The sequence below is a fragment of the Streptomyces sp. NPDC048277 genome (assembly GCF_040652235.1).
Classification (GTDB): Bacteria; Actinomycetota; Actinomycetes; order Streptomycetales; family Streptomycetaceae; genus Streptomyces.
Map to the genome: position 1 here is coordinate 99,771 of NZ_JBEZLQ010000003.1, position 20,418 is coordinate 120,188.

Consider the following 20,418-nt stretch of genomic DNA (forward strand, 5'->3'; position numbering starts at 1 on the left):
GCTCCTAGATGCTAACTATGGAAAACACGAATACAGCCACCCCTCATTTCCCCCCTCACACCCCCTGTTCGTGAAAATACACAGCTCAGGCGCGATTCTCGGGGGCAGAAAGCCTTCCGGCCTGCGCCTTGAAAAAGACCTGCCAATGCCCTGCCGGAACTCGCCGCCGTGTTTCGACTACTTTTCGGCGCGTGGCATCGCGGCCAGCGTGTCGGCGACCGCCCGTTCGGGCACGCCTCGCACCAGCTCCGCTCCGTTCGGGCCGTCCAGCACGAACGCCAGGCCCACGGTCGCCTTCTTGTCGAGCCGCATCAGGTCCACCAGCGCGGCATCGTCCACGCCGGCCGGCAGTCCGGTCGGCAGGCCGTAGTGGCTGACCACGACCTCGTGCTCGGCCACCCGATCGGGCGGGATCCGTCCCAGTGCGCCGGCCAGCAGGCCCGCGAACACCGTGCCGATCGCGACGGCCTCGCCGTGGCGCACCTCGAAGTCCGTCGCCCGTTCGATCGCGTGGCCCAGGGTGTGGCCGTAGTTGAGCAAGTGGCGCAAGCCGCCGTCGCGTTCGTCGGCCGCCACCAGGGACGCCTTCAACCGCACGCCCGCCACGATCTGGTCCGGCAGCGGCAGTCCGAGCAGGTCGTCGGCGCCGATGAAGTGGCAGCGGGCGATCTCTCCATAGCCGTTGAGCAGTTCCCGTGGCGGCAGCGTGTCGAGGAACTCGCTGTCGCACAGCACCGCGGCCGGCTGCCAGAACGCGCCGACCAGGTTCTTGCCGGCGGGCAGGTTGACCGCCGTCTTCCCGCCGACGCTCGCGTCCACCTGGGCCAGCAGCGAGGTCGGCAGGTGGATGACGGGCGTGCCGCGGTGGTAGACCGCCGCGGCCAGACCGACCACATCGGTCGTGGTGCCGCCGCCGCACGAGACAATCACATCCGACCTGGTCAGACCGAACTCGGCGAACCGACGGCACAGTCGCTCCACCTCGGCGAGCGTCTTGTGACGCTCACCGTCCAGGGCATCGAGTCGCAACGTCGGCCGACCGCAGTCGGGCACCCAGTCCGGCGGCCGCGCCGACACCACCGCCACCCGGCGCGCGCCGGTGCCGGCGACGATGTCCGGCAGCAGGTAGCGCACGCCGGGACCGATGTGTACGTCGTACGAACGGTCACCGAGGTCGACGGCGACGCGCTCGGCCGTCCCGTCACGCAAGGGAACCACCCCGGCACAGCGCCAGCAGCTCACCGGGCGCATGCAGGATCGCGTCCGGTTCGGCGGCCAGCAGACCGGCCGGATCGCTCTCGCCCCACAGCGCCGCGACGGCCGCGACGCCCGCGGCCCGGGCGCTGGCCAGGTCGGTCACCGCGTCGCCGATCATCATCGTCTCGTCCGGGCCGACGCCTAGCAGTTCCATCGCCCGCAACACGATGTCCGGCGCCGGTTTGGCGTTCGCCACCTCGTCCGAACCGAGCACGTGATCGAACAGCTCCAGCACGCCGAGCCCGTCCAGCAGGGATCTGGCCCGCGGCCCGCTCTTGCCGGTCGCCACCGCCAGGCCGAACCCGCCGGCCCGCAGCGAGTGCAGCAGGTCCGGCACGCCGTCGAACATCCTGACCTGGTCGGCCAGCCGGTAGCTCTCCCGCACGAACGGCTCCTGCATCGCCAGCGGCAACCCCATGATCCGCATGATGTCCGGGAAGAAGCGTCCGAGGTGCTTGCTGTACTCGGCGAACGGCGGCTCACCAGGACCGACCACCTCGCGGTAGGCCACCGTGAACGCCTGCCGCATCACGCCGAAGCTGTCCACCAGCACGCCGTCCAGGTCGAACACGATCGCCTTGGTGGGCAACGGAGTCAGGCCACCGCGCATGCTGCCCTGCCCTGTGCCGACGCGTAGACCCGTTCGATCACGCGCACCGTCCAGCGCGCGTCGTCCATGGCCCGGCCCCTGCTCGCCGGATCCGCGAGGAGCGGGGTGAGCGCGGCCACCTGCCGGTCGTACTCGGCGCCGACGGGCTCCGCCGCGAGCGGCACCGTGCTGGTCGCGCCGTCCCGGGTCAGGGTCAGCACCGGATCGCCGACCCGATTCGGGCTGAAGCCGAAGGTGCAGGTCAACGTGGCCGTGCCGGCGTGCCCGTGCAGCTCGATCACCGTCAGGTCATGGGTGGCGTGGGACGCCCAGCTCGCATGCAGCGCGACCGACATGCCGTCGGCGGTGACCAGGAAGCCGCGCACCGTGTCCTCGACGTCCGCGGTCGCGCCCGTGGTGGCCCCGTCCTTCCAGGCCGCCTGCGCCGACCGCCGGTCCACGAAGTCCCGGCCGATCGTGCCCACCACGTCGTCGAACGCCACGGGGCCCAGCACGGCCAGCAGCACGTCGAGAAGATGCCAGCCGAGATCGACCAGCGCGCCGCCGCCCGACAGTTCCTGTCGGGTGAACCACCCGGTGCCGGGCACTCCGCTGGCACGCACCCAGTCCAGGCGGACGTGCCGAATCGGGCCGATGTCCGCGGCCACCCGGCCCAGTGCCAGCACGTCCACGCGATACCGGGCGGCGCTGCCGGCGATCAGAACGGCGCCGCCTTCCTTCTCCGCCGACGCCAGCTCCTCGGCCTCCGTCCCGGTCAGACAGACCGGCTTCTCCAGGAAGACGGGGATGCCGCGGCGCAGCAACGTGGCCGCCACCGTGCAGTGAGCGTGGTTGGGCACCGCGACGATCGCCAGGTCGACGTCGGTGGCGGACAAGTCGTCGTGACGGTCGAGCACCGTTGCGACGCCGTCGTTCTCGGCCGCCGCGCGTGCCGCCGGATCCGGGTCCACGACCGCGGTCACCGCCAGGTCCGGCTGCTGTCGCAGTCGCGGCAACCAGATCGAGCGGGCCGCCCAGCCGAAGCCGACCATCGCGAGCCGGAGCATCACAGCGCCGCCAGGGCGTCGGAGACAACAGCGGCGATGGCGTGCATCTGCTCCTCCTCGCCGAGCAGGGTCCGGTGATGCAGCCAGACGCAGTCGACGGACAGCGCCTCGCTGTTCGGGCACCGGCGGGCGATCGCCTCGACCGACTCGTCGGGCGCTCCGGTCTCCCAGAACGCCTTGGTGCGATGGATCGCCCGGAACGCCGCGAAGGCCGGCAGGCCGCGGGCGACGAGCGCGTCGACCAGTTCGTTGCGCCGCTGCTCGGAGATGCCGGGAACCCGGAACATGGCCATGTAGTGCGGGTTTCGGGTGCACCGGTCGTCGGTGGCCTGCGGCAGCACGCCCGGAATCCGCGCCAGTTGCTCGGCCAGCACCGGCCAGCGCCGCTCACGGGTGTCGATCTGGCCGCCGAGACGGGCCAGCTGGGCGCGCAGGACGCTCGCGGAGAACTCGTTCATCCGGAAGTTCGAGCCCGAGGTCTGGTGCTGGTAGGTGCGGTCCGTGCGGGGACGACCACAGCTGTGCCGGAGAAACGCCGTCTCGTACTGCTCGGCGTCCGGGAAGGTCACCGCGCCGCCCTCGCCCGAGGTCATCAGCTTGCCGTTCTGGAAGCTGAACGCCGCCATCGATCCCAGCGCCGACACACCCTGGTTGCGCCACCGCCCACCGTGCGCGTGCGCCGCGTCGTGCAGCAACGGCACGCCGGAGGCCGCCGACAACTTGCCGAGGGCGTCCATGTCGCACATCTGGCCGGCCATGTGCACCGGCATGATCGCCGCGGTGCGCGGCGTGATCGCCGCCTCCACCGCCGCCGGGTCCAGACAGTAGGTGCTCAGGTCGACGTCCACCGGGACGGCCACCGCCCCCAGTCGCTGCGCGGCCTGCGACGACGAGATGAAGGTGAACGCCGGCACGATGACCTCCGTGCCGGGGCCGACACCGAGCACCTGCAGTGCCAGTTCCAGGGCATGCGTGCCGGTCGTCACGGCCAGCGTGTGCGGGGCACCGTGGAAGTCGGCGAACTCGCGCTCGAACTCGTCCACCTCACTGCCGCCGATACGCCACCACTGCCCCTGCTCCAGGGCACGGACAAGCCCGGCGCGTTCGGTGTCGTCGTACTGCGGCCACGCCGGAAAATTCAGGTCGAGCCCATTGTCCAGCATTGTTCGCCAGCCCTCCTTCAACGATCCTCGGCCCGCACGATAACCAGGTCGAAAACATCTCGTCATGCCCCCTTAGCCACACCCGTACGACCCCCTAGGCGATGCGGGCCGGACAATTTCCGGGCAGCCTGGTGATACGTTCGCCGAGTGCGCGAATTACTTCTGCTGAATGGCCCCAACCTGGGTATTCTCGGCCGCCGGGAGCCCGAGGTGTACGGCACGGACACGCTGGCGGACATCGAGGACGCGGTGGCCGAGGTCGTTTCCGGGCGCGGTTGGAAGGTGCTGTCGCACCAGTCCGACTCCGAGGGCGATCTGGTGCGGACCATCAACGAGAATCCGGACACGGTCGGTGCCATTGTCAATCCGGGGGCATTGATGATGGCCGGCTGGAGCCTGCGGGACGCACTGGCCGCATATCCACGCCCCTGGATCGAGGTGCACATCTCGAATGTGTGGGCGCGGGAACAGTTCCGGCACGTGTCGGTGATCGGGCCGGTGTCGTCCGGCGTGATCTTCGGGCTGGGCACTGTCGGCTACCGGCTGGCCGCGCAGGCGCTGCTCGACCTGGCCGCCGGCTGACTCCGGTGCCGGACCGGAGCGTGGACACCGACGTGGTGATCGTCGGCTGCGGACCGATCGGCCAGACCCTGGCGCTCCTCCTGGCCGACGCCGGCCGGCGGGTGGTCGTGCTGGAGCGCCGGCTCCGGCCCTATCAACTGCCGCGTGCCACCAGCTTCGACGGGGAGACCGCGCGCTGCTTCGCCCGCGTCGGCGTCGGCGCGGCGTTCACCCGGATCGGCGAAGCCGCCGACGGCTACGACTGGCGCAACGCCGAGGGTCGTACCCTGATCGGCGTCGACTTCGCCGACACCGGCCGACACGGCTGGCCCGACGTCACCACCATGCACCAGCCCACGCTGGAGGCCGTGCTGCGCGACCGTGCCGCTTCGCTGCCCGGCATCGAGGTCCGGGCGGGCTGCACCGTCACCGATGTCACCGAGGACGGCGAGGTCACCTACACCGACGCCGACGGAACCGCCACCGTCGTCGGCTCCTGGGTCGTCGGGTGCGACGGCGCCAACAGCACCGTACGACGGCGGATGGGAGTCGGCGTCACCGATCTCGGTTTCTCCTACGACTGGTTGCTCTGCGATGTCGTCCTCGCCGAACAGCGGACGTTCTCCCCCACCAACATGCAGATCTGCGACCCCGTCCGCCCCACCACCGTCGTCGCCAGCGGGCCCGGCCGTCGGCGGTGGGAGTTCATGCGGTTGCCCGGGGAGGACATCGACGACCTCGACCGTGCCGAAACCGCCTGGCGCCTGTTGAAGGCCTTCGACGTCCGACCGGACAACGCCACCCTGGAACGGCAGGCCGTGTACCGATTCCGGGCGTCATGGGCAGACCGATGGCGCCGCGGCCGCGTGCTGCTGGCCGGCGACGCCGCCCATTCCATGCCGCCGTTCACCGGGCAGGGGATGTGCTCCGGTGTCCGGGACGTCGTGAACCTGGCATGGAAACTCGACCTGGTGCTCCGCGGCGTCGCCTCCGACACTCTGCTGGACGCCTACATGGAGGAACGGCTTCCGCATGTCCGGGCGACCGTTGAGACCGCCGTCGCCCTCGGGCGCATCGTCTGTGTCACCGACGAAACGGCCGCCGCCGGCCGCGATGCCACCCTTTTGCCCGGTACCCGGTCCGGCGCCCCCGCCCCGATCCCGCTCCGCACCGGTGTGCTCCAGCGCGCGCTCAACGGTACTTCCCCCTCACCGGTCGGGGAGCCGGTGCCGCAGGGGCGAGTCACCGTCGGCTCCGTCACCGACCTGTTCGACGAGGTCGTAGGGCATGGCTTCGTCCTCCTCAGCACCGTCGACCCGGTCCCGGCACTCAGCGAATCCGACCGCGTATTCCTCGCCGCGATCAATGCCCGCATCGTCGTGCTCGCTCCTTCCGGCACGGATTCCACCGGCCCGGTCGACACCGATGGAACCTATTACACGTATCTGCGGTCGATCAAAGCGCGCGCCCTCCTCGTCCGCCCGGACCACATCGTTTTCGGCGCCGCCCGCACGGTCTCCCAGATACCCGGGATCATCGACCAACTGCGAAATCTTCTTCGCCTCACCACGGTCTGATCCACGAGGGTGATCATGGCGTAATGCTGGCGGCGCAGGGTGAATTCGTCCAAGCCGATCGCCCGCGGGACGGCCTGCCGCGGCAGCGGCAGGGCGGTGTCCGAGGGTTCTTCCGGTAGGTCTTCCGGTAGTTCGTCCGGCTCTCCTTCCTGGTCCCTGTGCCCGGATGAGTGATGTGCTCATGCCGTGCAGCCGGGGCGGCGTCGGTGTGGACCGACGTGACACCTCGCCCCGGGAAGCGGCGAAGGCCGCGAGTTGCATCCCGTCCGTATCGGTCCCTCACGCCTGCCCTCGGGACGGGCGGCGGGGCCCCAACAGCAGAGGACTCCCCACAACTCATGCCAAGCATCACCCAACGACTCTCGTCGGTGCTGAAGGCCACTCGTGCCGCCGCCGCGGTCGTCGCCCTGGCCGCGGCCTCTCTGGCTGTCCTTCCGTCAACTCCCGCCTTCGCGGATGACTCCACCGTGACGATCAGCACGCCGGTGCTCATCGTCAACGGCAACTGGCCCGACCGTATGCTGTGCGCCAGCCAGTGGGACGACTCGGTCTGGCTGCAGCAGAACAACCCCACCAACCCGTACTGCCAGTGGGAACAGGTCGGCGACAAGAGCAAGTTCGTCCTCTACAACCCGCAGAAGCGCAAGGTCATGGCCTACGAGGGCGGCGACGCGGGTCCGGTCGTCATGGAGAACCTCTCCTACCCCCTCCGCAACCAGCAGGCATTCTCCTGGGGCAACAGGGAGGACTGGGGCGCCTACGCCCTGCAGTCCTACCTGGACAGCGGCCAGAACGTCGACGCGAAGGATCCCAACAGTGACAACGCCCGCACCGACGCCGTCCACACCCGTGGCTGGCGGCACGGACACCAGCGGGAGCTGACCTGGAACACCGTCCCGGTGTCCAGCACCCCCACGCTCGGCCAGGCCGTGGACACACTGCAGGCGTACGACAGCTACCTGGCCGACGACCTCGGGGCGGCGGAGCCGAACGAGACCGACTGCGTCACCACCGGCACCTCAATCCACTCGGTGAACAGCGGGAAGTACGTGTCCGCGGAGCTCGGTTACAGCGGCGACGACTACGGCATGCTGCGCGCCCGCGCCGATGCCATCGGCCCCTGGGAGCAGTTCGACATCTGCCGCAACGACGTGACCAACACCTACGCCATCCGTTCGTCGAACAGCGGGAAGTACGTATCCGCGGAGCTCGGTTACAGCGGCGACGACTACGGCATGCTGCGCGCCCGCGCCGACGGCATCGGCCCCTGGGAGCAGTTCACCTTCGAGCCCACCGGCAGCGGCTATGCGATCCGTTCGTCGAGCAACGGGAAGTACGTGTCGGCGGAACTCGGTTACACCGGTGACCAGTACGGCATGCTGCGCGCCCGCGCCGACGGCATCGGCCCCTGGGAGCAGTTCCAGTAGTCCGCACGGTATGACGGCGCGGCCTCGGGCGTAACCGTCCGGTCGCCGGCACCCGATGGTCCAGGGCAGGCGCCCGGCTGGAGACTCCGGCCGGGCGTCTGCCCCGCGGCCGTCGTCAGCAATATCACCGAGGGAATCCCGGTATTGAGGCTGGGCCGCTCCACATTGCAGGGGGGTACCCCCTTAAGTGGCCAATGGAACTGGGGTTCACATGACGGCAGTGCCACTCTAGGGTTCCCGACGTGAACGAATTGACCAGCGCAATCCTCACCGAAGGCGTTTCCCGGCAGGACTGGCTCGGTGTACGTCTTCCCGAATTCGCTCGCGGTATCGTCATCCGGAAGGACGAGACCGGAATCTTCGAAGGCATGGCCTCGGCCGAGAAGGATCCGAGGAAGTCGCTGCACCTTGAGGAAGTACCGGTTCCCTCACCAGGCCCGGGCGAGGCCCTCGTGGCCGTCATGGCTTCCTCGGTCAACTACAACACCGTGTGGTCGGCCATCTTCGAGCCGCTGCCGACCTTCGGCTTCCTCGAACGCTACGGCAGGCTGTCCCCGCTGGCCAAGCGCCATGACCTGCCCTACCACATCATCGGCTCCGACTTGGCGGGGGTGGTAGTGCGCACGGGCCCCGGGGTGAACTCCTGGAAGCCCGGTGACGAGGTCGTCGCCCACTGCCTGTCGGTGGAGTTGGAGTCCGCCGACGGTCACAACGACACCATGCTCGACCCCGAGCAGCGCATCTGGGGCTTCGAGACCAACTTCGGAGGCCTCGCGGAGATCTCGCTCGTCAAGTCCAACCAGCTGATGCCCAAGCCGGGCCATCTGTCGTGGGAGGAGGCCGCCGCTCCCGGCCTGGTCAACTCCACCGCCTACCGCCAGCTCGTCTCCCGCAACGGTGCCCGGATGAAGCAGGGCGACAACGTGCTGATCTGGGGTGCCTCCGGCGGCCTGGGTTCCTACGCCACCCAGTTGGCGCTTGCCGGCGGCGCCACCCCCGTCTGCGTCGTCTCCAGCGAGCGCAAGGCCGCCGTCTGCCGCAGCATGGGCGCCGAGCTGATCATCGACCGCTCGGCCGAGGACTACCGCTTCTGGAAGGACGCCCACACCCAGAACCCCGGTGAGTGGAAGCGTTTCGGCAGGCGCATCCGTGAACTGACCGGCGGCGAGGATGTCGACATCGTCTTCGAGCATCCCGGCCGGGAGACCTTCGGCGCCTCCGTCTACGTCGCCCGCAAGGGCGGGACCATCGTCACCTGTGCCTCCACCTCCGGCTACGAGCACACCTACGACAACCGCTACCTCTGGATGTCGCTGAAGCGGATCATCGGCTCGCACTTCGCCAACTACCGCGAGGCCTGGGAGGCCAACCGGCTGATCGCCAAAGGCAGGATCCACCCCACTCTCTCCAAGGTCTACCCTCTCGAAGACACCGGCCAGGCCACCTACGACGTCCACCGCGGTCTCCACCAGGGCAAGGTCGGCGTCCTCTGCCTGGCCCCCGAGGAGGGCCTGGGCGTGCGCGACGAGGAAATGCGTTCCCGGCACATCGAGGCCATCAACCGCTTCCGGGTCCCGAGCGAACAGCAGGGATGACGTCATGCCCTGTCCGGGGTGCCCGCGGAGCGCGGGGGTCAGCGCCGTCGCGCGCACGCGAGGTCAGAAGCCAAGCTGGTCGAGATGGCCGTACAGGGCGCGGTTCTGCTCGACCCGATCCGCCCAGAACGACATGGGCATCGGCCACTCCGCGTGACTCGCGCCGAACTCCAGGGCGTGCAGGTCCAGATCGGGCGCGGACGCCAGGCACTCCGGGGATGACAGGAATGCGCGGATCCGCTCCGCCGACGGCTCGAACCCGTCCAGCGCGCGCACGCCCTCGGCGAACCCGTCGGCCGACCAGGTTTCGCCGTATCCCTCGGCCGGGATCAGGCGCGCGCCCGCCACCATCCGGTCGGTCACCGCCGGACCGAGCGGTTCGGCGATGTTGAACAGGCCGCGCAGCCGCTCCCCCATCAGCAGTCCCATCGCGTAGGCGGCCTGCTCGTCCCAGCCCAGCGTCGACCGGCCGGCCGAACCGCCGCCGGTGGCCACCCAGTTCGCGACGAACTCGGTGATCAGACCGGACGCGGAGCGGTCGACCGGGTTGAAGAACCGCGCCATGTCCCAGGCGTTGCTCAGCACGGTGACAGCGAACCCGAGACCGGGATAGACCCGGGAAAAACTCCACCAGCCGAACGGATACGCCCCGGCATGGCCGAAGAAGAAGTCGGGCCGACCGAGCTGGCGCAGTTCCATGCCCAGTCCGATGCCGTGGTCACCGCCGGGGAATTGGGCGGGGTTCTGCGGTGTCACCATGGCCCGCACGGACTCCGGGCGCAGGATCTGGTTCCCGTCGAGACGGCCCCCGAGCATCAGCGAGCACAAGAACCGGTTGTGGCTCGCCGCCGTGCCCAGCATGCCCCCCGCCGGGTACAGCGGTGTGTGCACCTCGGGGGTGGGGACACACCAGCGCCCGAACCGCGCGTAGCCGGTGGCGCGTGCGTCCAGCAGCGCGGCGGGCACATGGCCGGGCGCGGGCAGGTCCGGGATGGCTGCCGCGGTCATACCCAGCGGCTCGATGATCTCGCCGGCCACGTAGTCGGCGAAGGACAACCCGGCCTTGTTGGTGACTTCGACGAGGTGGCCCAGGGTGGCCATGCCGAAGGTGGTGTACTGGAACCGCGCGCCGACCGGGGCCGTCCAGCGGGCGCCGGACTGCCCGTACTCGATGCCTTCGGCCGTGCCGTACCCGTCTGCCAGATGCTTGGCCAGTGATCCCGGCGTGCCCAGTGTGGCGTCGAAGGCACTGCTGGTGCCCAGTCCGCTCTGGTGGGTCAGCAGGTCGTAGGCGGTGATGTCCCGGGAGCCCAGCGGGTTGCGCACGGTGAACTCGTCCAGGTAGTGGTTCACCGGTCGGTGCAGATCGAGCAGGCCGCGTTCGGCGAGTTGCACCACCGCGGCGGACACATAGAGCTTGGAGATCGATCCGAGGTGGAACACGGACTCCGGCCGCATCCGTGTAGCGTCCGCGAGGTTGGCCATGCCGTAGGCGGACACGTGCGAGTTGCCGGCCCGGTCGGTCACCGCGATGCTCACCCCGGGGGTCGCGGTGATGCGCAACACCAGCGGCGCGTACCGGGCCAGGGCCTCGCCCAGCGCGGTCACGTCGATCTCGGTCGGCTGCGGGCTACCGTCAGTCATGTGCGTTCCCCGGTTGCGATGGCGGGGTCCACCGAACCGGGAGGCCGGCCAGTGAACTCAGGAAGTTGTTCTTGGTGCGGCTGACCTGTTCCACCGGACAGCCGAGGTGCAGGTCCGGGAAGCGGCGCAACAGCGTGGTGATCACGAGTTGCCCCTCCAGCCGGGCCAGTGGTGCGCCGACGCAGTAGTGAATGCCGTGCCCGAACTGCAGGTGCGCGGTGGCGTTGCGAGTGAGGTCGAGGCGCTCGGCATCGACGAACAGCGCGGGATCGCGGCTGGCCGCCTGCAAGTCCATCAGCACCTGCTCGCCGGCGCGGATCAGCGCCGGTCCGATCTGCACGTCCTCGTTGGCGAACCGGACGTTGAACATACCGGGACCGTCGTATCGCAGCAGTTCGTCGATGCTACGCACCACCAGGTCGGGATCGCGGCGCAGCAGTTCCTGCTGCTGCGGGTGGGTCAGCAGAGCGAACACCGCGTTGCTGAGCATGCCGCTGGTCAGCTCGTAGCCGGCGACCAGCAGAACCCGGGCGGTGGCCACCAGTTCCCGCTGGCTGAGCCGGTCCTCGTCGTTCGCGGAGACCAGGTCGCTGATCAGGTCGCCTTCGGGGGCGTGTCGCTTACGTTCGGTCAACTGCTCGATGTAGTGCCAGAGTTGCTGTGCGGCAACGCGGGACGCCGCGATGGCCGACTCGTCGAACCCGGAGGCGATCATCGCCTGGGCCCACTGGTGGAACTCGTGCCGATCGGCCGCCGGGATACCGAGCAGATCGCAGATGACCAGGGTGGGCAGCGGGATGGACAGGGTGGGCACCAGGTCCGCGTGGCCGTCCGGGGCGATCTCGTCCAGCAGTCCGTCGAGGATCTCCTGCACCCGGGGACGCAGCGACTCGACCCTGGCGGCGTTGAACTCCTTGGTGAGCATGCGGCGCAGCCGGGTGTGTTCGGGCGGGTTGTTGCCGAACACGGTGTCGATGAAAAGGCCGCTCAACGGGGATTCCTGGCCGTGTTCCGCGGCGTACGCGGGGGCGGGGCTCAGCGCGGAGTGCGCGAGGCATTCCCGCACCTCGTCGTAGCGGGCCACCAACCACACCGGCGCACCGTTCATCATGACCTGCCGGGGCGGCAGGTTTTTGTTGCGCTCGTCGGCGATCGACTCGAGATCGAAGATGGGAAAGTGGTCGTGCCGCGTTTCTGTCATCTTGACCGTCAATCTGTCGCAGAATTCACTGAATCCGTGCCTTCCGGCGCCAGCGAACCACAACGGCCGAGCACGGCACCACCCCTCAGAACCCCCCTCAACACCCCCTGTATCGCACTGTCCGCGACGGCAGCACAACGGAAAGGAGCCGGATTGGATCGCGCCTGGAAAGCCGAAAATGCCCTTCGGCAGGCGCTGCTTTCCTTCCTCCACGCCACGGAAAGCGCGCACAAATCCGAATTCACGGCAGGAGAGAGGGTGTTGTTCAACATGCGCACCGATACGGTCTACCGTCCCACGTGTCACGTGTGGCAGGCTTTTCGGATGATGCTGCGAACCCGTGTCCATGGACGGCAGGCGTTGCTTTGAGGGCAGTTGCGCTGACCGGACCCGGCGCGCTGTCCGTGGTGTCCGTGCCGGAGCCGTCCTGCGGCCCCGGGGATGTCCTCGTCCGCATGCGCGGCACGGGGCTGTGCGGCTCCGACCTCGCGGTGTACGCGGGCCGCAGACCGGTACCGTACCTCCCCTGGATCCTCGGCCACGAGGGAACCGGCCGCATCGTCGCGGTCGGCGCCGAGGTCGGCGGTCCCCGGGCCGGTCAGGACGTGGTCATCGAACCGGACTACTGCTGTCTGGCCTGCGATGCCTGCCTGGCCGGAAGGACTTCGGCCTGCGACAGCCGGGCCGCGGTCGGTTTGACCGTCCCCGGACTACTGAGCGAGTACGTGGTGGTGCCGGCCGCGTTCGTGTGGCCGGTCCCCCCGGGCCTGCCACCTGAGGACCTGGTCTGCGTGGAACCCGCGACCGTGGCGCGGGCGGCAATGCGCCGCTCGGGCATCGCAGCGGGGCAGAGCTGCCTGGTGAGCGGTGCCGGCTCCCAGGGCCTGCTGCTGTGCCAGGCCCTTGTCGAGCACGGTGTGACGGTCTTCGTCCAGGAGCCCAACCGGGCCCGGCTGGCCCGCGCCCGTGCGCTGGGGGCGACGCCCCTGCCCCCGGACAGGGACCGGCTGCCCTACTTCTTCGAGACCTCCGGAGCCCCCGGGGTCGTTGCACAGGGCCTGCGGCGGCTCGCGCGGCATGGCACCGCCGTACTGATCGGGATGAACACCGAGCCGCTCGGTGTCTCCCCCCGTGACGTGGTGGCGGGGCAGATCACGCTCATCGGCAGCATGATCTACGACCACCCGGGGGACTTCGCCGCCACCGTCGCCGCGCTCGGCTCGGACACGAAGACCCGGCTCGGCGCGGTGGTCAGCGACAGCTACCCCCTGGAGGACGCGCAGGCGGCGTTCGTCGCGGCGTCCAGCGCGTCGGGGAAGGTCTGGATCGACCTCTCCTGAGGTACTCCAGGGGGTGGTAGGGGTGTGAGGGACCTCCTCGCAGGGGTGAGACTGTCGTGGCAGACCGTCCCCGTACGCCCCCCGGTACGCCCGCGGAAGGAATCACCCACGACATGGTCACGCCGACCGAGCAGGGCAACCCGTGGATACGCCGCTTCCACCCGCGTCCGGACAGCGACGTCAGGCTGGTCAGCCTGCCGCACGCGGGCGGTTCCGCCAGCTTCTACTATCCGCTCTCCGCAGCCATGCCGGCCTCCGTGGACACGCTGACCCTGCAGTACCCGGGCCGTCAGGACCGGCGCACGGAACCGTGTCTGACGAGCATCGCGGCGCTCGCGGACAAGATCGTGCCGGAGCTGCTGCCCTGGACGGACCGGCCGTTGCTGTTCTTCGGACACAGCATGGGCGCCACTGTCGGCTTCGAGGTCGCGCGCCGGCTGGAGCGTGACCACGGCGTCGTCCTGGCGGGCCTCATCGTCTCCGCGCGGCGCGCCCCGTCCGCCAAACGCGACGAGAAGGTGCACCAGCGCGACGACGCGGGCCTCATCGACGAGATGCGCAGCCTCAACGGCACCGACGCGAGGCTCCTGGACGAACCCGAAATCCTGCGGATGGCGCTCCCCGTGATCCGCGCGGACTACGAGGCCGCCGAGACGTACCGGTACGAGCCCGGCCCGAAACTGAGCTGCCCCATTACGTGCGTGGTGGGCAACGACGACCCCAAGGTCACCCCGGACGAGGCCAAGATGTGGGCCGACCACACGGAAGGGCCGTTCGAGTTCAAGGTCTTCGAGGGTGGACACTTCTACCTGACGGACCACCAGGCAGACATCATCGGCCTGCTGGCGAAGCACGCGGCGGCCGCGCGCGGCTGACCGCACCCAAATCCAGGCGCGGACGTTCCGGCGGCGGAACAGCCAACACTCCGCCCCTCCGCTGCCTGACTCCATCTGCTCCTGCGGCCCATGGTTCCTCTCGGCCAGACCACTTCACCAGCGGATGTCGAGTGTTGCCCGTTGCGGCGTTCCGGGAGGGGACGGACGGTGCAGAGAACTGTCAGTTTCCGTGCCGCGAGGGGCAGGACCTGCTGGAAAGCACCCCAGACAACTGGGATGTCCGAGGGCCGAAGGCCTCGTACAGAATCGGTGCACGGGCACCGCTCAGCTGTTCGACGGCGGGACGGTCCGGCAGTCCGACGGTTCGGCATCGCGTCATCCGAGAGAGCCACCAGCGACCGGAAGGCTCCATTGACCACTACAGCGTCACGTCGAGCAACGATCCGATTCGCCCATATGAACGCCGGCGAACTCGTCGACCGGTCGTCCGTCGCGGCCTCCACGGCGGTGGACCGGGAATGGGCCTGGGGCGGGTCGCGCGGTGCGGAGGTCCGGGTCTGCGTCATCGACAGCGGGGTCGCGCCGGAACTTCCCGAGATCGGCCCCCTGGAGGGGTCGTACACGGTGGAACGCGTCGAGCAGGGCGCCGCGGGCGACGGCCGGCCGGGGTACCGGATCGCCCCGGACGACCAGGGCGACGCCGCCGGGCACGGCACCGCGTGCGCGGCGATCATCCGGCGGATCGCGCCGGACGTGGGTCTGACCAGCGTACGGATCCTCGGGCCGCGGCTCGCGGGCGACGGCAACGCGCTGCTGACGGCCCTGCGCTGGGCGGTGGCGGAGCGCTTCCAGGTCGTCAACCTCAGCCTCTCCTCACGCAAGGGCGAGTTCAAGGCCGCACTGCACGACATCGCCGACGAGGCGTACTTCAACCGGGTGGCGATCGTGGCCTCGGCGCACAACAGCCCGGTCCGCAGCTATCCCTGGATCTTTCCCTCGGTGATTTCCGTCGGGTCGCACGAGGTCGCCGACGCGGAGCGCATCGAGGTCAGTCCGCAGCCCCCGGTCGAGTTCTTCGCGGCCGGTGTCGGGATCGAGGTCCCCTGGGTGGGCGGGGGCCGTTCGTTCCTCTCCGGGAACAGCTTCGCGACCCCGCATGTCACCGGGTTCGTGGCCCGGATTCTCGGAAAGCATCCGCGTCTTCCGGTGAGCGAGGTCAAGCACGTTCTCGCCGCCCTCTCGGACAACTTCAGCGACGTGCCCGGCCTGCCCCGCGCCCGCACTCCCGTCACCGCTGCCGCCGTGCCGTACCCGCCCGGCCGACCTGCCCGGTCCGACGTATCCGCCGCACCCGTCCCGTCCACCACGTCCACCCCGTCCGCCGAAGGAGCCGGCCATGACGAATCCGGCGTATGACGCCCCCCTCAGCGGCCCTCCGCTGTCCCGGCGCGACGAGGTGTTGCGCTCGACCGTACGGCTGGCCCGACTGATCTTCAGCGCTCCCGCCTCGTCGGTCTTCCTGCACGACGCGGCGGGCGAGGCACTCGTCCTGGAGGCGATCTCCGATCCCCTGGAGGACAGCCTGGTGGGCCGGACCATCCCCGACTACAGCGGCATAGCCGGGTGGGTCTTCCAGAGCGGGGAGGCGGTGATCGCCGACGACCTCGACAACCACGCCCAGTTCAACCGGGACTTCGCGGCCTCCACCGGCCGGATACCGAAAGCCATCATCGCCGCGCCACTGGACACCGGCGGGTCCGTCTTCGGCGTTCTGGAGGTGCTCGACCCGGTGCTGGGCCCGCGCAGCACGACCTCCGGCCTGGAACTGGTCTCGGAGCTGGCGCGCCAGTGCGCGGCGGCCCTGGCGCTGGCGGGCCCGCCACCCGGCCCCGCCGGACGGCACGCGGCGGCCGCCGAACGGCTGACCACCCTGGTGGCCGACCTGGCCAGCACCGACGACCCGGGCGTCGCGCGGACGCTCGCCTCGCTCGAGGAGATCGCCAACGCCCTGTCATCGAGAAGGGAGTGACCCCATGCACCTGCTGGAAATCGGCGCCATCCGCAACAAGCCCGCCGCCGGCCTCTACCTGGCCCTGACCCGCCGCTGCCCGCTGTCCTGCGCCCACTGCTCCACCGACTCCTCCAGCACCAGCGAGCAGCATCCCGAGACGCCGTTCCGCCGGCTCGTGGAGTCCTTCGACCGCGAGACCCGCCCGGACCTGCTGCTGATGTCCGGCGGCGAGGCGCTGCTGCGGGCCGCGCTCGTCGCCGACCTGGCGCGCACCGCCCGGTCCGTGGGCGCCCGTTCGTACGTGCTGTCGGGCATGTGGTTCGCCCGGGAGAACCGTCGGCTGCCGTCCCCGGTGTCCGCGGCGATCCGCGAGGTGGACCACTTCGCGGCCAGCCTCGACGAGTTCCACGAGCGCGAGGTGGCCCGGGCCGACGTCTTCCGGGCGATGCACCGGATACGCCGGATGGTGCCGCAGGTCAGCTTCCAGCTCACCGGGCGCGGGGACGACGATCCCTACCTCCACGGTCTGGTCGACGACGTACGCCGTGAGTTCGACGACCAAGTGCCCATCCTGGTGGGCACGTTGAGTCCGATCGGACGAGGCCGCCAGCTCGGCGGGCTGACGGCCACGCCCTGGTCCGGCGTTCCGGTCGCGCCCGTCGACCCGTGCGACCGGATCACCTGGCCGCTGGTCACCTACGACGGCACCGTCTACGCCTGCTGCAACCAGGACCTGGTGGAGCGGCGCATGCCGGAGCACCTGATCCTCGGCCACGCGTCCCGCCAGTCGTGGCCCGAGCTGCGCGAGGAGTTCCTGCGCCGGGAGCTGTACCGGGCACTGCGCGTGCTCGGACCCAGCTTCGTGGCGAGCCGGTTCACGGACGGGCCGTGCGACAAGGGCATGTGCGGCAACTGCGTGGCGCTGTCCGGCGACGCCGCGGCCGAGCGGCGGGTGACGGAGTACCTGCGCACCGACTCCGGCCGGCTGGTGGAGGCCGCCGCCCGCCGCATCGTCGAGCAGGTGGACGGGACCGCGTTCTCGGAGCGCCGCTCCGGCCGCTACGGGGGCCTGGTGGCCCTGGGATGGGAGGCGGACCGTGAACAGCCGTCCTACGCAAGCTGACACCGGGGCGGTGCGCAGCCGCCCCACGCTGGCCGACACCGAGGCGATGCGCCGCCGTCGCGGTGAGTCGGTCCTGCTGTACATCACCGACCAGTGCCCCGTCGGCTGCGCCCACTGCTCCGTGGACGCCCGCGCGGACGGTGGCAGGGTCGCCGACTGGGAGGCGTTCCACGACGTCGTCGCCGGCATCGTCGCGCTGCCCGGCCTGCGGTCGGTGGCGGTCTCCGGCGGCGAACCCTTCGCCGAGCAGCGGGCGCTGCCGTACGCGATCGGGGCGTTCACCGACGCCGGGCTGGACACCGTCGTCTTCACCAGCGGGTACTGGGCGCGCGAGAGCGGCTCCGCGCCCGGCTGGGTACGGCGGCTGCTGCCGCGGATCTCCACGCTCTTCCTGAGCACGGACGGTTTCCACCAGGGCGGTGTGTCGAGCCGTCGGTTCGTCGGCGCGCTGCGCGCGGCCCGCCGGGCGGGCTGCGGCATCGTCGTCCAGGAACTGGACACGGGCGGCGGCGCGCGGGTGGCCGAGGGGCTGCTGCAAGAGGCGCTCGGTCCACGCTGGGCCGACGAGGCGGAGACCAAGCTGATCACCCCCCTGCGGTACGGGCGGGGCTCGGGGGTCTTCGCCCTCCAGAGCCGGCACGAGGTGGGGGCACTGGCCGCGTGCACCCTGCTCGGCTCGCCCACGGTCCGCTACGACGGGGTGGTGATCCCCTGCTGCAACGAGGGGCTGATCACCGGTCACGGGCCGGCCGCGCTGCGTGCCCCGACCCGGCGGCCCGAGGGGGTGGGGCAGGCGCTGGCCGGGTTCCGGGACGACCCGCTGCTGAGGGTGGTGGGGCAGCTCGGGCCGGGGGCGGTGGCCGATCTGCCCGGCTTCGAGGCCCTGCGCGAGGAACGTTTCGAGAACGTCTGCGGCGGCTGCTGGAAGGCGTACGACATCGCGGGCCTTCCGGGGCGGGCCGCGGACTCCGTGACGGCACTGGGCGTGGCCCTGGGGGAAGGCGGATGACGGTGGAGGAGCAGACGAGATCGCGAGTGCTGCGCGAGAAGATCGGGCTGCTGATGCCTGCGGTGGACGCAGCGTCCCGGCGGATGTGGACCCATCCGCACAGCGACCAGGTGTACCTGGAGTGGCTCAAGGCGCTGCACGGGACGATCCGGGCCACGGTGCCGCTGATGCTGGCGGCCGTCGAACGGTGCACGGCCCGTCAGGGCGACCCGGTGGCCGATCTGGTGGGCCGCTACCTGGCCAGGCACATCCGTGAGGAGTACGGGCACGACCAGTGGGTGGCCGACGACTACGTGGTGGCCGGGGGTGATCCCGAGGCGCTGCGCACGACGCTGCCGGGGGCGGCCATCGCCTCGCTGGTCGGCTCGCAGTACTACTGGGTGCGCCATGTGCATCCGGTGGCGCTCGTGGGGCACATCGCGGTGCTGGAGGGGAACCCGCCCGGTCCCGGGCTGGCCGGCGACCTCGCGGTCCGGACCGGGCTGCCGGAGGAATCGTTCCGCACCATAGCCCGGCACGCCCAGTTGGATGTGCAGCACCGCGACGACGTGCACCGGCTGATCGACCGGCTGCCGCTCGACCCGGCGCAGGAGGAACTGCTCGGTGTGAGCGCGCTGCACTCGCTGAGGGGGCTGATCGAGGTGATGGAGGACGTCCTCCGCCGGGTCAACCGGCACTCCCCGGTGGCCGTGGCCGGATGAGCCGCGCGCGGGTTCCGGGCCCGCCGGCGGGCCATGACTTCTGGCTGCTGTACACCAGCGCGGTGGTCTCCGGTCTGGGCGACTGGCTGGACCAGGTGGCGCTGCTGGTGCTCGTCACCACGGTCTGGCACGGCGGTGCGGGCGACCTGGCGCTGGTGGTGGCCGCGAGCATGCTGCCGCTGCTGGTGACCCCGTTCCTGGCGGTGCTGGTGGACCGTCGGCAGTCGCGGCGGGTGCTGGTCCTCACCGATCTCGTGCAGGCGGGGCTCACCCTGGGCCTGGTGGTCGCCCCCACGGTGTACTGGGCGGCCGGGCTGGTGCTGGTCCGTTCGGCGCTGGGCTCGGTCGGGGGGCTCGCGGGCCAGATCCAGCTGCGGGTCTCGGTGCCGCCCGACGGTGTCCGGGCCGCCACGGTGCGGCTGCAGACCGCGATGCAAGCGGTCAAGATCCTCGGACCGGCGTTCGGTGGTCTGCTGGTGGCCTTCATGTCTCCCCGGGCCGTGTTCGCGGCCAACGCGTGCACGTTTCTCGTCGGGGTGCTCACCGCCCGCGCCCTGCGCACGACGTCGTCACCTTCCCGGAATACGGATCTGCACTATTTCGAAGAGCTGAGAGAAGGATTCCGGCACGTTTTCGGATCACGCATTCTGCGTTCCCTGCTGTTCGTCATGTGCAGCCTAATGTTCGTCGTCTTCCTTTACGATTCGATGGCCGCCCTGATCGTGCCGGCACTCGGAATGGGCACGCCGTACATCGGCTACATGGTGTCCGCCGTCGGACTGGGCGGGGTCGCGGGTTCGCTGCTCATGGGCCATTTCGCGGAGCGGCTGCGGCCTTTCCTCACCATGGCGGGGGCGGTCCTGGTGATCGGCTGCATCATCGTCGCCATCGGATTCGCCATTGTCCAAGAAATACGCCTTGACTCCACCGTATGGCTGTGTGTAATTTTCCTTCTGGGCATCGCAAGTGCCGGAATTCTCGTCACTTTCCCCACCATCGTGCATTCCGAGACGCCGGTCGGGCTGACCGGCCGGGTATGGGCGCTCATGAATTCCGCGCCGACCGTACTGAACGTACTGGCACCCGCGCTGGCGGCGGCCCTGGTCGTATGGACCGGGCTCGGGCACCTGCTGCTGATGGCGGGCGCCGCTCTCCTGCTCACCGCCGTCGTGGTCGCCGTCCGGCTCGGCGGCGTACCGCACTCCGATCCGCCGTCCGCCGCAGCCGAAGGCGCCGGCCGGGCCGAGGAGCCGACACCCGGCCCGGCCCCCTGAACTCCGGTGCGCCGCACCGGGAAACCAGAGCCCTGTGCGTGAC

At 70.0% G+C, this 20,418-nt stretch carries 19 protein-coding genes; 13 read left to right on the forward strand and 6 right to left on the reverse strand.

Annotation, left to right across the window (positions count from 1 at the left end):
- Positions 1–177 precede the first annotated feature (177 nt).
- The 4 genes from AB0D85_RS08100 to AB0D85_RS08115 are packed head-to-tail and all read right to left on the reverse strand — an operon-like array spanning position 178 to position 4,076.
- Positions 178–1,209, reverse strand: coding sequence for a 3-dehydroquinate synthase family protein (locus AB0D85_RS08100; protein ID WP_362315413.1), 1,032 nt, complete (start codon positions 1,207–1,209; stop codon positions 178–180).
- Positions 1,202–1,867 carry an HAD-IA family hydrolase gene (locus AB0D85_RS08105; protein WP_362315416.1) on the reverse strand — a complete coding sequence of 222 codons (666 nt, stop codon included), beginning with the start codon at positions 1,865–1,867 and terminating at the stop codon, positions 1,202–1,204. Before AB0D85_RS08105 ends, AB0D85_RS08100 begins: the two co-directional genes overlap by 8 nt.
- On the reverse strand, positions 1,852–2,913 hold the full coding sequence (locus tag AB0D85_RS08110; RefSeq protein ID WP_362315419.1) for a Gfo/Idh/MocA family oxidoreductase: 1,062 nt from the start codon (positions 2,911–2,913) through the stop codon (positions 1,852–1,854). Before AB0D85_RS08110 ends, AB0D85_RS08105 begins: the two co-directional genes overlap by 16 nt.
- Positions 2,913–4,076 (reverse strand): DegT/DnrJ/EryC1/StrS family aminotransferase, encoded by a 1,164-nt coding sequence (locus AB0D85_RS08115; RefSeq protein ID WP_362315422.1) that lies wholly within the window; start codon positions 4,074–4,076, stop codon positions 2,913–2,915. Before AB0D85_RS08115 ends, AB0D85_RS08110 begins: the two co-directional genes overlap by 1 nt.
- Positions 4,077–4,223: 147 nt before the next feature.
- Here AB0D85_RS08115 and AB0D85_RS08120 point away from each other — a divergent pair, with 147 nt between their 5' ends.
- The 4 genes from AB0D85_RS08120 (at position 4,224) to ccrA (ending at position 9,236) form a co-directional block, all read left to right on the forward strand.
- Entirely contained in the window at positions 4,224–4,658 is a 435-nt protein-coding gene (locus tag AB0D85_RS08120) for a type II 3-dehydroquinate dehydratase (RefSeq protein ID WP_362315425.1), read from the forward strand.
- Positions 4,659–4,678: 20 nt separating this feature from the next.
- Positions 4,679–6,214 carry a bifunctional 3-(3-hydroxy-phenyl)propionate/3-hydroxycinnamic acid hydroxylase gene (locus AB0D85_RS08125; RefSeq protein ID WP_362315427.1) on the forward strand — a complete coding sequence of 512 codons (1,536 nt, stop codon included), beginning with the start codon at positions 4,679–4,681 and terminating at the stop codon, positions 6,212–6,214.
- A gap of 338 nt (positions 6,215–6,552) precedes the next feature.
- Positions 6,553–7,641, forward strand: a complete 1,089-nt coding sequence (locus AB0D85_RS08130) for a hypothetical protein (protein ID WP_362315430.1) — start codon at positions 6,553–6,555, stop codon at positions 7,639–7,641.
- Positions 7,642–7,883: 242 nt separating this feature from the next.
- Positions 7,884–9,236 (forward strand): crotonyl-CoA carboxylase/reductase, encoded by a 1,353-nt coding sequence (ccrA, locus tag AB0D85_RS08135; RefSeq protein WP_362315433.1) that lies wholly within the window; start codon positions 7,884–7,886, stop codon positions 9,234–9,236.
- A gap of 63 nt (positions 9,237–9,299) precedes the next feature.
- Here ccrA and AB0D85_RS08140 read toward each other — a convergent pair whose 3' ends face one another.
- Together AB0D85_RS08140 and AB0D85_RS08145 are read right to left on the reverse strand one after the other, a co-directional pair.
- Positions 9,300–10,880: a serine hydrolase domain-containing protein gene (locus tag AB0D85_RS08140; RefSeq protein WP_362315436.1), complete on the reverse strand. Its 1,581-nt coding sequence runs from the start codon at positions 10,878–10,880 to the stop codon at positions 9,300–9,302.
- Positions 10,873–12,081, reverse strand: a complete 1,209-nt coding sequence (locus AB0D85_RS08145) for a cytochrome P450 (protein WP_362315439.1) — start codon at positions 12,079–12,081, stop codon at positions 10,873–10,875. Before AB0D85_RS08145 ends, AB0D85_RS08140 begins: the two co-directional genes overlap by 8 nt.
- 153 nt (positions 12,082–12,234) lie before the next feature.
- Between AB0D85_RS08145 and AB0D85_RS08150 the strand changes: the two genes are divergently transcribed.
- The 9 genes from AB0D85_RS08150 to AB0D85_RS08190 all read left to right on the forward strand — a co-directional run bounded on the left by AB0D85_RS08150 (position 12,235) and on the right by AB0D85_RS08190 (position 20,375).
- Positions 12,235–12,450, forward strand: a complete 216-nt coding sequence (locus AB0D85_RS08150; protein WP_362315442.1) for a hypothetical protein — start codon at positions 12,235–12,237, stop codon at positions 12,448–12,450.
- On the forward strand, positions 12,447–13,421 hold the full coding sequence (locus AB0D85_RS08155; RefSeq protein WP_362315445.1) for an alcohol dehydrogenase catalytic domain-containing protein: 975 nt from the start codon (positions 12,447–12,449) through the stop codon (positions 13,419–13,421). The genes AB0D85_RS08150 and AB0D85_RS08155 overlap by 4 nt, the downstream gene beginning before the upstream one ends.
- 113 nt (positions 13,422–13,534) lie before the next feature.
- Positions 13,535–14,296: an alpha/beta fold hydrolase gene (locus tag AB0D85_RS08160; protein ID WP_362315448.1), complete on the forward strand. Its 762-nt coding sequence runs from the start codon at positions 13,535–13,537 to the stop codon at positions 14,294–14,296.
- A 417-nt stretch (positions 14,297–14,713) separates the two neighbouring features.
- Complete coding sequence (locus AB0D85_RS08165) at positions 14,714–15,673, forward strand: S8 family serine peptidase (protein ID WP_362315451.1); 960 nt, start codon at positions 14,714–14,716, stop codon at positions 15,671–15,673.
- A complete protein-coding gene (locus AB0D85_RS08170; RefSeq protein ID WP_362315454.1) occupies positions 15,654–16,286 on the forward strand; it encodes a GAF domain-containing protein in 633 nt (210 codons plus the stop codon). Before AB0D85_RS08165 ends, AB0D85_RS08170 begins: the two co-directional genes overlap by 20 nt.
- A gap of 4 nt (positions 16,287–16,290) precedes the next feature.
- The gene (locus AB0D85_RS08175; protein WP_362315457.1) at positions 16,291–17,391 is read left to right on the forward strand and encodes a radical SAM protein; all 1,101 of its coding nucleotides are present in this window, start codon (positions 16,291–16,293) and stop codon (positions 17,389–17,391) included.
- A complete protein-coding gene (locus AB0D85_RS08180; protein ID WP_362315460.1) occupies positions 17,366–18,400 on the forward strand; it encodes a radical SAM protein in 1,035 nt (344 codons plus the stop codon). The genes AB0D85_RS08175 and AB0D85_RS08180 overlap by 26 nt, the downstream gene beginning before the upstream one ends.
- Positions 18,397–19,101 (forward strand): iron-containing redox enzyme family protein, encoded by a 705-nt coding sequence (locus tag AB0D85_RS08185; protein ID WP_362315464.1) that lies wholly within the window; start codon positions 18,397–18,399, stop codon positions 19,099–19,101. Before AB0D85_RS08180 ends, AB0D85_RS08185 begins: the two co-directional genes overlap by 4 nt.
- A complete protein-coding gene (locus AB0D85_RS08190; RefSeq protein ID WP_362315467.1) occupies positions 19,098–20,375 on the forward strand; it encodes an MFS transporter in 1,278 nt (425 codons plus the stop codon). Before AB0D85_RS08185 ends, AB0D85_RS08190 begins: the two co-directional genes overlap by 4 nt.
- Positions 20,376–20,418 lie beyond the last annotated feature (43 nt).

Excerpts from the sequence above, each read along its gene's own strand:
- AB0D85_RS08105 (WP_362315416.1), bottom strand. The coding sequence starts at position 1,867 with ATGCGCGGTGGCCTGACTCCGTTGCCCACCAAGGCGATCGTGTTCGAC.
- AB0D85_RS08110 (WP_362315419.1), bottom strand. The coding sequence starts at position 2,913 with ATGCTCCGGCTCGCGATGGTCGGCTTCGGCTGGGCGGCCCGCTCGATC.
- AB0D85_RS08130 (WP_362315430.1), top strand. The coding sequence starts at position 6,553 with ATGCCAAGCATCACCCAACGACTCTCGTCGGTGCTGAAGGCCACTCGT.
- AB0D85_RS08145 (WP_362315439.1), bottom strand. The coding sequence starts at position 12,081 with ATGACAGAAACGCGGCACGACCACTTTCCCATCTTCGATCTCGAGTCG.
- AB0D85_RS08160 (WP_362315448.1), top strand. The coding sequence starts at position 13,535 with ATGGTCACGCCGACCGAGCAGGGCAACCCGTGGATACGCCGCTTCCAC.
- AB0D85_RS08140 (WP_362315436.1), bottom strand. The coding sequence starts at position 10,880 with ATGACTGACGGTAGCCCGCAGCCGACCGAGATCGACGTGACCGCGCTG.
- AB0D85_RS08170 (WP_362315454.1), top strand. The coding sequence starts at position 15,654 with ATGACGAATCCGGCGTATGACGCCCCCCTCAGCGGCCCTCCGCTGTCC.
- AB0D85_RS08190 (WP_362315467.1), top strand. The coding sequence starts at position 19,098 with ATGAGCCGCGCGCGGGTTCCGGGCCCGCCGGCGGGCCATGACTTCTGG.
- AB0D85_RS08165 (WP_362315451.1), top strand. The coding sequence starts at position 14,714 with ATGAACGCCGGCGAACTCGTCGACCGGTCGTCCGTCGCGGCCTCCACG.
- AB0D85_RS08175 (WP_362315457.1), top strand. The coding sequence starts at position 16,291 with ATGCACCTGCTGGAAATCGGCGCCATCCGCAACAAGCCCGCCGCCGGC.
- AB0D85_RS08185 (WP_362315464.1), top strand. The coding sequence starts at position 18,397 with ATGACGGTGGAGGAGCAGACGAGATCGCGAGTGCTGCGCGAGAAGATC.
- AB0D85_RS08115 (WP_362315422.1), bottom strand. The coding sequence starts at position 4,076 with ATGCTGGACAATGGGCTCGACCTGAATTTTCCGGCGTGGCCGCAGTAC.